Genomic DNA, 314 nt, shown 5'->3' on the forward strand with positions numbered 1-314 from the left:
TCTAACCATGTGATCGGCAACTGGACTCGCTCTCCGGCAAGCAACAGTTCCACACTGTCACTATTAATACTTCTTAATACCGCAAAGTAAGGCTGCTGCTGTTCATATAGGGTCAGCACAACGGGTCTGTTGGACGCGACGATTTCTGGAAGGTCTGCTGCGCCCTGAAAGCAATGAAATGGAGGCTGAGTACCATACTCGCAATCTGCATCAACAATTGAGGCATTGTACCCCCACAAGCGATACAGGGACTGCATGGCGCTCATTGGAGAGCGGCTCTGCTCTATCAACTGAACAAAACGTTGCTGTTTTGC

At 49.7% G+C, this 314-nt stretch carries 1 pseudogene; it reads right to left on the minus strand.

The window, feature by feature from the left end:
* Positions 1-257, minus strand: a pseudogene (locus AB4585_RS23270) (hypothetical protein); the annotation flags it as partial.
* Positions 258-314 lie beyond the last annotated feature (57 nt).

It is taken from the genome of Vibrio sp. 10N.222.49.C9 (genome assembly GCF_041474985.1).
Lineage (GTDB): Bacteria > Pseudomonadota > Gammaproteobacteria > Enterobacterales > Vibrionaceae > Vibrio > Vibrio crassostreae_C.